At 52.4% G+C, this 9491-nt stretch carries 10 protein-coding genes; 3 read left to right on the top strand and 7 right to left on the bottom strand.

The genetic code is table 11. The features are described from left to right. Nucleotides 1-21: 21 nt before the first annotated feature. From ABD931_RS10075 to ABD931_RS10085, 3 genes are all read right to left on the bottom strand, one after another. The gene (locus ABD931_RS10075; protein ID WP_345266577.1) at nt 22-429 is read right to left on the bottom strand and encodes a response regulator; all 408 of its coding nucleotides are present in this window, start codon (nt 427-429) and stop codon (nt 22-24) included. Continuing rightward, complete coding sequence (locus tag ABD931_RS10080) at nt 395-1558, bottom strand: sensor histidine kinase (protein ID WP_345266579.1); 1164 nt, start codon at nt 1556-1558, stop codon at nt 395-397. The genes ABD931_RS10075 and ABD931_RS10080 overlap by 35 nt, the downstream gene beginning before the upstream one ends. A 363-nt stretch (nt 1559-1921) precedes the next feature. Beyond that, nucleotides 1922-3091: a PQQ-dependent sugar dehydrogenase gene (locus tag ABD931_RS10085; protein ID WP_345266581.1), complete on the bottom strand. Its 1170-nt coding sequence runs from the start codon at nt 3089-3091 to the stop codon at nt 1922-1924. 306 nt (nt 3092-3397) lie between these two features. Between ABD931_RS10085 and epsC the strand changes: the two genes are divergently transcribed. Then, nucleotides 3398-4258: a serine O-acetyltransferase EpsC gene (gene epsC / locus ABD931_RS10090; protein ID WP_345266583.1), complete on the top strand. Its 861-nt coding sequence runs from the start codon at nt 3398-3400 to the stop codon at nt 4256-4258. Between the two features lie 109 nt (nt 4259-4367). Then, nucleotides 4368-5288 (top strand): cysteine synthase A, encoded by a 921-nt coding sequence (gene cysK / locus ABD931_RS10095; protein ID WP_345266585.1) that lies wholly within the window; start codon nt 4368-4370, stop codon nt 5286-5288. Between the two features lie 37 nt (nt 5289-5325). On the opposite strand, the gene ABD931_RS10100 is transcribed toward cysK, so the two are convergent. The 4 genes from ABD931_RS10100 to ABD931_RS10115 form a co-directional block, all read right to left on the bottom strand. Beyond that, on the bottom strand, nt 5326-6201 hold the full coding sequence (locus ABD931_RS10100) for an SDR family oxidoreductase (RefSeq protein ID WP_345266587.1): 876 nt from the start codon (nt 6199-6201) through the stop codon (nt 5326-5328). Nucleotides 6202-6277: 76 nt separating this feature from the next. After that, nucleotides 6278-6871, bottom strand: a complete 594-nt coding sequence (locus ABD931_RS10105; protein WP_345266589.1) for a TetR/AcrR family transcriptional regulator — start codon at nt 6869-6871, stop codon at nt 6278-6280. A 209-nt stretch (nt 6872-7080) separates the two neighbouring features. Beyond that, the gene (locus ABD931_RS10110) at nt 7081-7824 is read right to left on the bottom strand and encodes a class I SAM-dependent methyltransferase (RefSeq protein WP_345266591.1); all 744 of its coding nucleotides are present in this window, start codon (nt 7822-7824) and stop codon (nt 7081-7083) included. 96 nt (nt 7825-7920) lie between these two features. Continuing rightward, nucleotides 7921-8376: a redoxin domain-containing protein gene (locus ABD931_RS10115; RefSeq protein ID WP_345266593.1), complete on the bottom strand. Its 456-nt coding sequence runs from the start codon at nt 8374-8376 to the stop codon at nt 7921-7923. Between the two features lie 120 nt (nt 8377-8496). Here ABD931_RS10115 and ABD931_RS10120 point away from each other — a divergent pair, with 120 nt between their 5' ends. Beyond that, complete coding sequence (locus tag ABD931_RS10120; protein ID WP_345266595.1) at nt 8497-9423, top strand: ROK family protein; 927 nt, start codon at nt 8497-8499, stop codon at nt 9421-9423. Nucleotides 9424-9491: the final 68 nt, after the last annotated feature.

Below are 9491 nucleotides of genomic sequence, written 5' to 3' on the forward strand. Positions count from 1 at the left end.
TTGGAGTGGCTGATGGCTGGTTTACTGAAAATACTGATGAATGATTTGGGTCAGCATGGCCTGCGTGAGTGGTTTGGCATGATACCCCCCCACCGTAGAAAACTGCGAAGCTTTGTTTTTATCTGCCGGATTCAGCGAGGTGGTCAACATCAGCAAAACGCGGCCATTTTTCTGTTCGGGTGGGAGGGTTTCGTATTCTTCCAGAAATTCAAAACCGTTCATCCCCGGCATATTGATGTCGAGAAAAATCAGGTCCGGTCGCAGGTAGTACGGACTTTCGACATGGGTCAGATAGGCAATCGCTTCCGGGCCGTTTTCGGCTACCCGAACCTCTTCGCACAGACCTGACTCTTCAATAACCATTCGATGCAGAAAATTGTCGTCCGGATCATCATCAATTAACAGAATGCAGCGAATAGGTTTGGGCATAGTGATGTACGGTTTTAATGACTTTTGGCATGATGAAATAGAAAGTTGTCCCCTCACCTACGGTACTCTCCAGCCAGATTTTACCGCCATAAATGTCAATTATCTTTTTGCAGGTGGCCAGGCCAATTCCCGTTCCGTAGTACTCACTCCGATTGTGCAGACGCTGGAATATCTCAAAAATACGGTCATAATATTGCTTTTCAATACCAATGCCGTTGTCGCTTACCGAAAAGAGGTAATAATCGGTCTGTTCTTTTACCTGCAGCGACAGGATAGGGGGTATGTTTTTGCGTCGATATTTAATCCCGTTTGAAATCAGATTCTGAAACAGTTGCTTCAGGTCGGTGGGGTGCCCGTTGAGGGTTGGCAAATAGTCGGCCTGAATCCGGGCACCGGACGATTGGATGTCGTCGTACATATCTGCCTGGATTTCCTGAATCAATGTGTTCAGATCGACCGGAACAAATTCGACGGTGCTGCCCACGCGGGAGAAATTCAGCAAATCGTTAATCAATACCCGCATCCGACCGGCGGCAGCCGTCGATACGCCGATCAGTTTCCGGGCGTTTTCATCCATATCGGTACCGTACTTTACATCAATGAGGCTGAGGTAATTTTCGATGGTTTTCAGCGGAGACTGCAGGTCATGCGAGGCAACGTACGCAAACTGTTGCAGTTCGCGGTTCGACCGGCTCAGCTCCTGCATGGCCTGCTGACGGAACATCAGTTCGTGTTCAAACTCCTGCGAGGTCCGGAGGCCAACCGCTTCCTTGAAGTGCCAGATAAGGGCCACCACCGTGCCGATGGACACCATGCCCGTCAGAAAACGGATAACCGCATTAATGCGGTAGGCTGGAATGTAAAACATGGCCGCGTCTATCAGGTGCGTCAGACCGCACAGCAGAATAAACGACCCGAACAACCAGAAAACCCGGTGGAGGGGTACGCCTTTCTTGACAAACAGGAAGCGGAGCAGAATAAGAGGAATTGCCATATACGCCAGCCAGATAGTCAGATCGGAGACGATATACAGCCAACCGTGAAAATCGCTCCAGGTGCCGCAGTACCAGCGGGGAGGCCAGTCACTGGTATCACCCAGCCGCCGGAAAAAATCAAAAACCTGCTCCATGATTTTTTACAAACTTCAAGTATACGGGTAAGGGTACGTATTTGCCCAATACGCTTTTCCAAGGAGAGTAAAGGTACAGGAAACCACCAATTATTGGGGTAAAGTTATCATTAATAAAGGCTTAAAAACAGGAATGGCCAGTCTCATAGACCGGCCATTCCTGTTGGCAAATAGGTACATAGTTTGTTGAACCAAAGGTTGGCCTGATAAGCACAACCTGATCAGAATAAAAAGTATTAGGTTAAGAAAACAGTGCAAATTACTAAAATTTCTTACTAATTCAACCCCTGGCTACAGAGCCGGAAACTTTTTAGTAAGCCATTCATGCTTCATACGTTACCGCTTGGCAACACTCCGCTGGACTTATCTGGCTGATGCGAGTTTCAACACCCGGCCTCCGCTATAGTCGAGGAGATACATCTCGCCGTTGGCATCTTCGCCAAACGCTGAAATAGTACCGGCGCGGTTCACCAGAATCTGATTATCGGTGGCTTTGGTGCCGTTATAGGTAAGCGCCCACACCCGGCCGCTGGCATAATCGGCATAGATGTACTTGTTTTGCAGGTCCGGATAGGCTTTACCCCGGTAAACAACGCCACCCGTAACGGAGATATTACCGTTTTCGTGCGGATATTGCCAGACCGGCCCAACCAGATTCCCGTCATCGCAGTTGTTTTTGGGGTTGTAGCAGTCGCGCCCTTCTTTCAGCCGCCAGCCGTAATTGCCGCCTTTCCGGATGATGTCAATTTCTTCAATTTCGTTTTGCCCAACATCACCTGCCCACAGCCGGTTCTGGCTATCGAAACTCATACGCCAGGGGTTACGCAGCCCGTAGGCATAAATTTCTTCGCGAACACCGTCCTGGTTGCCTTTAAACGGATTATCAGCCGGAATTCCATAATTGCCTTTTTCGGTACTGTTTACATCGATCCGGAGAATCTTTCCCAGCAGGGTATTTTTGGTTTGCCCGTTGTTTTGCGGATCACCACCACTGCCGCCATCGCCGGTAGAGATATACAGGTACCCATCGGGTCCGAACAGCAATTTGCCCCCGTTATGATTAGCGTAGGGTTGATTAAATGTGAGCAGCACCACTTCTGAACCGGGGTCGACCTGACCAGCAGTTGCCGGGGACGCTTTAAAGCGGCTGATTACCGTTTCGCGGGGATTACTTTTGGTATAATTGACGTAGAAGTAGCCGTTCTGTTTAAAATCGGGATGAAACGCCAGGCCCAGAAGCCCCATTTCACCACCTGAGGAAACCTTGCTTCGGATGTCGAGGTAGGTGCCGGCTGTTTGGGCCGATTCTGTATTGTCGAATACCCGAATGCGGCCGGCCTGCTCTACAACAAATACCCGGTTTGTACCGTCATTGGCGTACGTGTATTCAACTGGCTGCGAAAAACTCAGATTTGGGTAGGCGTTTACCACCTGAACGCCGGCCGGTGTATTTGTTACCACAACAGTTGCTTCTTTCTCGGCGGGCTGACAAGCCATAGATACCAGGAACGAGAACCCGGCGGTGGCAGCCATTGAGAAACATAATGTGGATATTGCTTTGCCTAACATGATTACTGCTGATTTAACCTTTTTCATGGATCGTAAGGCAATATTGGGGCCAATGTGGGTAAACGAACTTTTTACGTATCTTTTTGTTCTCAGATACAGAAAATCAAGGGATAAAACGTGGGTAGCCGGATCAACACAGAGCAGCGCTGTTGTGTGAATTCCTCAAATCGGGGAGGGTCGGCAACTGTTTCAACGTATAATTACGCAGTGCCCTCCCCATGCGGTGAGGGCTTTTTGGTGTAACGCCGGTTCGTTCATTTCAAGTACATTATGACTGCCACCGAGTCTGCTTTTCTAGAACGCCTGCTGGCTCAGCAACGCCAGTTTCGTCACCGCCTGCCTTCCAAACCCGAGGCCGGGCGCTTTATCGATCATCTTATGCGGTTTCTGTTTCCGGTTACGCAGGATTGTCATTCCCTGGCGTTCGATCCGGAGCAGTCCTACCAGCGGCTGCACAATCAACTGGTGTGTTTGCTGAAACCGTTGCAGACCAATCTGGAGCAGGCCGACAAGTTGCGCTCGCCGGAGGAGGTTGCCGACCTGTTTTTTGCGGAATTGCCGGCCATCTTCGACCACCTGGTTTTCGATGCGCAGGCGATTACCGACAATGATCCGGCAGCCGTAGGCATTGAGGAGGTTATTGCCGTCTATCCGGGTTTTTACGCCATTGCCGTGTACCGCATTGCCCATGTGTTGCTTTTGCTGGATGTACCCCTGTTGCCCCGGATGCTGACCGAGTACGCCCATAGCCATACCGGTATCGATATTCACCCCGGTGCCCAAATTGGTCAGTCGTTCTTTATCGACCACGGTACGGGGGTGGTCATCGGCGAAACCACCATTATCGGCAATAATGTGAAGCTCTACCAGGGGGTGACCCTGGGAGCTACGCATGTGGCTAAATCGCTGGCCTCGAAAAAGCGCCATCCAACCATTGAAGATAATGTGGTAATCTACGCTAATGCGACCATTCTGGGCGGTAAGACGGTGGTAGGGCACGATTCCGTCATCGGCGGTAATGTGTGGCTTACCCAGAGTGTAGATCCATTTTCCCTTGTTTACCACCAAAGCGACATCGACGTTCGCCAGAAGCCGACCGAAACCTCCGAACCGATCAATTTTGTGATTTAGTGGATAATTGTTGTTAGTCGATAGTCAATAGTCATTAGTCGATAGTGAGCTTCGCCGGTTTACGACTAACGACTAACGACTATCCACTCTATCCCCTTTCTTTCCTCCTATGAAAGTCAATTCGATTTTAGATACGATTGGCGGTACTCCGCATGTTCGGCTTACCCATTTGTTCCCCGATCATGAGGTGTGGATGAAACTGGAGCGGGCCAATCCGGGTGGGAGTATCAAAGACCGCATTGCGCTGGCGATGATTGAAGACGCTGAACAGCGGGGTCTGCTGAAGCCGGGAGGGGTCATTGTGGAGCCTACCTCCGGTAATACCGGTATTGGGCTGGCTATGGTGGCGGCTGTAAAAAAGTACCGGCTTGTGCTGGTGATGCCGGAGTCGATGTCTGTAGAACGCCGGCGGGTTATGGCAGCCTACGGTGCCGAATTTGAACTGACACCACGGGAACGGGGTATGAAGGGGGCCATTGAACGGGCGCACGAGCTGCTGGTAGAGCTGCCAGATGCCTGGATGCCGCAGCAGTTTGACAATCCGGCCAACGTGGCGGTTCACCGGCGCACCACCGCGCAGGAGATACTGGCCGATTTTCCGGAAGGCTTCGATGCGCTCATTACCGGTGTGGGAACCGGCGGCCATATTACCGGGGTAGCCGACATCCTGAAAGAGAAATTTCCGGCCCTGAGGGTGTTTGCCGTGGAGCCGGAACTGTCGCCCGTAATTAGTGGCGGAGAGCCGGGGCCGCATCCGATTCAGGGAATCGGGGCCGGCTTCATACCCGATAACCTGGACACCAGGGTGCTGAACGGCACCATCCTCGTCAGTCGGGAAGAGGCTTTTCGCATGGCGCAGCGGGTAGCCCGTGAAGAAGGGATTTTTGGGGGTATATCGTCGGGGGCCTCGCTGGCGGCTGTAGCCCGGAAACTACCCGAGTTCTCCGCAAAGGCCCGCATCCTGACATTCTGCTATGATACGGGTGAGCGCTACCTGTCGGTAGACGGCTTGTTTGAGCTGTCCCGGTGACGGGGCATGCCGGAAACCGGTTGCTGCGCATGGGGTGTCAGGCCTGTTCGGCAAACGCTTTGATCGTCAGGCTCGGTTTGCCCAGATCCTGCCAGGTCTGTTCGGCCCCGAAGGTTTCCGGATACATGTTAAGGGCTTCGGTGATGTGAGCACCGTAGTTAATTAAAGGCGCCAATTGCCCGGCCATTTTCAGGATCCAGTGTGGGGTGGTAATTACGCTGAGTTTTGCTTTTGTGTAGTGCCTGGCAAGCTGCCGGGCGGCTTCAGTCTGGGTGAGAGGCTCCGGTCCCTGAATAACATACGCCTGATTCTGGCCATCGACAGCTATTTGAAACGCCCGCGCCACCTGCCGGCCGTAATCCTGACCGGCAATATAGTGCAATTGAACCGGCGAGGTGCCTGCCAGCATGATCCAGTTGCGCTGCCGCTGGGTATACAGCAGGCTTTCCATAAAGGTGGAGGAATAAAAGATACTGTGTGGAATACCAGATGCTGTCAACAGCCGGACGGCCTCCTGTTTCACGCCAAAGACCCACCAGTAGAAGCCGTTCATGCCCTGGTAGTTCATCACGAGCGACGAGAGGTAGCCAATGCGCTTCAGGCTGGTTTGTCGGGCAGCTTGCAGCAGATTTCGGATGCCGTCGGTTTCGGTATGAAAATCCGCCGGTCGCTCGGTCTGCCCGACAGATAAGTTAAGGTACACGGCGTCCTGCTCCTGCAATGCCGGAATCAGACTGCTTACATCGGTCAAATCGCCGGGAACAACATCGGCCTGAGGAAACAAGCGCCGGGCGCTGGCTGGGTCACGGGCAATCACACGAACGGCAAAACCGGCATTGGTCAGGGCATTTGTAACCGGGCGGCCCAGCATACCCGTAGCCCCGATAACGGCAACGGTGCGAATAGAAGACATGATTTATTAGTTGATAAGTTTGGGGATTAAGGCTACCTCCCAAACTTATCAAACGATCCAACCTCGTCCAACAAAGTCAGCGAAGGCTACGGACGAACCGGCGCATCGATTCGCGGTATACCTGCTCAGATTTGTCGATGGGCTGCTGATCTTTTAGCATAGTCGCCAGCACAATCATGCCGTGCGAGAGCGACCACCACTCGAAGTAGAGTTTCTGAATACTTTCTTTGGATTTCGGGATGAAGGAGAAGATAATATCACAGACAATAGAACTGACCGCCTGCATCTCCTGCGATTGATGAACCGGCAGGGTACAGAACGCACCATTCAGATTGTACATCACCTGATACATCTCCGGCTGCTTCATGGCAAAGTCCCATTGAATAAGAGAGATTTCGAAGAGCCGTTTTTCCGGGTCACGGAATAACTTCATGATGCGTTCGTATTCCTGCCGTAAATACCGAAAGCCTTCTGTACGAATTTCATCCAGCAACACATCCTTACTATCAAAATATTCGTAAACGATTGGCGCGCTGTAGTCAATGGCATCGGCAATTTTACGTATCGATACGGCCTGCCAGCCCTCACGGCGGGCAATGTCTTTCGCGGTATGAACGATTCCCATGCGGGTCTGCTCACGGGTACGCGGTTTGCGTTCGATAGCCTGCATAGATTAGGTTAATTAGTTAACGGTGTTAAAGTGGGTGAAAGATAATCATTTATCCTAATCACCCCCAAATTCTGTGCAATTTTTCTTGAAATTGTTCAATGAGTATGGTAAAATGTGCATAAGATACTTGACTAGCAGCTAGTTATGAAAATAGGCATACTAATTCATATAACCTATGTAATTACTAGTCTAAATGGCTAACTATAGGGTTAATTACTCACTTTTGCCAGTATCCAGACGCTCTCGTCGCCCAGCGTAAAGGGCTCACCGGCAGGGGTGCCGTACAACTCCAGAAGGGTCAGTCCGGCCCGGCGAAACAGGCGCCGGAGTTCGGCAATGGTGTAGATGTAGTGCCGGGCCGAGCGGGTCTCGGTCTGGCCGTTACGGATGTAGGTTAGCCGCGAATCGATTCGGCTTCGTTCCGGGTGGTAGTTGTGTTCGGCCAGGTAGTATATATCATCACCGACCGGCATCCAGTTACGCTCCTGATAGTCGGGCAGCACCGTTTCGGCAACCATGCCTGAATGAGCCAGAAACCGGCCGCCCGGCCGGAGTTGGGCGGCCATCTGTTTCAAAAACCGAAGCATGGTCGTATACGGAAAAAAGCTGAAACTGTTGCCCATGCAGTAGGCGGCATCAAACGGTCCGTTCAGGGTCGTTTGCAGAAAATCGCCTTGAATGGCATTAATTGCCAGCGCTTCGGCGCGGACGGCCGCCTGCAATTCCCGGATGTACTCGCCTGAAATATCTACCCCGGTTACCTGGCAACCCAGCCGGGCCAGGGGCAGGGCGTGCCGGCCATAGCCGCAGAAGACATCCAGCAGGTGATCGCCCGGCCCAAGTTCCAGTGACTCGACCAGCAGTTCCAGTTCCTGCTGCGTTTGCTCATGGGTCTGGGCGGTTTTCCAGGCTTCCTGCGGCAAGCCGTGGAAGAAGTGATGATACCAGGGCATTTTGAGGGGACAGTTTTTCAATGGGCAGTTTGCAGGAGGCAGAAAAAAGAACCGGAAGGGGTTCGTTCCGTCTGCCTATTGCAAACTGCCCATTGCCTATTTTATCTTTTCCAGCGTCTCTTTAACGGCGTCAAAGTCGGGCATTTCGCCGGCATTTTCGAGTACTTCGGCATGTTGGATAATGCCGTTGCGGTCGATCACAAAGGCCGATCGTTTACTCCGGCCGGTTGTGTCATACAGACTTTCGTAAGCCTGAGATACGGTCTTGTCGGCATCCGACAGCAACATAAACGGAAGTTGCTGTTCTTTTTTGTAGTCGGCCAGCGTAGCCGGCGGATCAACGGAAATGCCGATGATGTCGGCGTTGAGGCCGGCATACACATTAATTTCGTCACGTATCTGGCAGAGTTCGGCGGTACAGACACGGGTGTAGGCTGCCGGAAAGAAGAGCAGCACCACATTTTTGTTTTTGAAGTTTTCCAGTGAAATCTCTTCTTCTTCGGAATTCAGCAGGGTGAAAGCAGGCGCTTTCTGACCGGGTTGCAGTGGCATAAGCAGACAGGTTTGGTAGTTTTTCGGGGTGACCACGACAAAATGCGGTTCAAATATCCGGACTTTGGCGGGATTTAGATATTTTCCCGCTCAAATAACCTAACCTGTCCTAATTTGTTCATGCAAACCTACTGGGGTATTGATCTGGGCGGCACCAAAATTGAAGGCGTGATCCTGTCTTCGTCATCGCCTGATTCCGTTATTATCCGCAAACGCATCGACACAGAGGCTGACAAAGGCTACCCGCATATCGTCAGCCAGATTGCCCGGTTAATAGACCTGCTGAAAGCCGAAACGGGCTACCAGCCGGCAAAGATTGGTTTTGGGACGCCAGGTACCCTGGACCCGGCTACGCAGACCATGAAGGGCTGCAATACGACCTGCCTGAACGGTATGCCCCTGCAGCGGGATCTGGAGCAAACGCTGGGCGTGCCCGTCGAGATTATGAACGATGCCAACTGCTTTGCTCTGGCCGAGGCCACCATGGGTAGTGTGCCGGCTGTTGCTCCTCACTTCCAGGTGGTGTTCGGTATTATCATGGGTACCGGCGTTGGGGGGGGCGTGGTAATCCGGGGGCGCGACGGCCAGCCGTTTGTGCTTGGCGGGCTACAGGGTATTGCCGGTGAGTGGGGCCATTTTATTCTGGAAGAAAACGGCTACCCCTGCTACTGCGGCAAACGGGGCTGTAACGAACAGGTACTGTCAGGGCCGGCGCTGCAGAAATATTACGAAGATATCAGCGGGGAGAAACGCAAACTGAAAGATATTGTAGACCGCCATACAGCCGGTATAGATCCCTACGCTACACAGACCGTGGAGCGCCTGCTGGACTACTTCGGGCGGGCAGTATCGATCCTGGTCGATATTCTGGATCCCGACGCTATTGTGATCGGCGGGGGAGTCGGTAACATCGATCTGCTGTATACGGAAGGCGTCGAACGGGTCAAACAATACGCGTTTAACTGGGGCCGGCTCGACACTCCGCTGCTGAAGCCAAAACTGGGCGACAGCGCCGGGGTATTTGGTGCGGCCATGCTCTGCCTGTAGCGCCAGAATGCTGCTAAGCAAAAAGGGAACCCATGCGCGGGTTCCCTTTTTGTTTTGGTCTTAACCGG

The sequence above is a fragment of the Nibrella viscosa genome (genome assembly GCF_039541875.1).
In the GTDB taxonomy this organism is placed as follows: domain Bacteria; phylum Bacteroidota; class Bacteroidia; order Cytophagales; family Spirosomataceae; genus Nibrella; species Nibrella viscosa.